Here is a 238-nt window from a genome sequence, read left to right as displayed (position 1 = left end):
ACGACGCGGCCGGCTTGCCCGCCGTGTCCGTGGGCTGTGCCGTGGACTGGTCGGAGCCCCGGACCTCGTACGCCCGCGGCCGGTGCGGTTCGCGGCGCAAGAAGCCCTTGCGCTCCAGGGCCATCAGCTGGTGGGCGACCGACGAGGTGCTGGAGTGGCCGACCGCCTGTCCGTTCTCTCGCATCGACGGCGGGTAGCCGCGCCGCTGCACGGGGTCCCGGGTGACCTCGATCACCCG

At 73.9% G+C, this 238-nt stretch carries 1 pseudogene; it reads right to left on the bottom strand.

From position 1 onward, the window contains the following. Positions 1-238 (bottom strand): annotated as a pseudogene (locus tag KVT44_RS56945) (repressor LexA); the annotation flags it as partial.

Origin of the sequence: Streptomyces sp. GbtcB7 (assembly GCF_019091445.1) — a bacterium.
Taxonomy (GTDB): domain Bacteria; phylum Actinomycetota; class Actinomycetes; order Streptomycetales; family Streptomycetaceae; genus Streptomyces; species Streptomyces mirabilis.
This window is presented reverse-complemented; position numbering and strand designations above follow the sequence as displayed.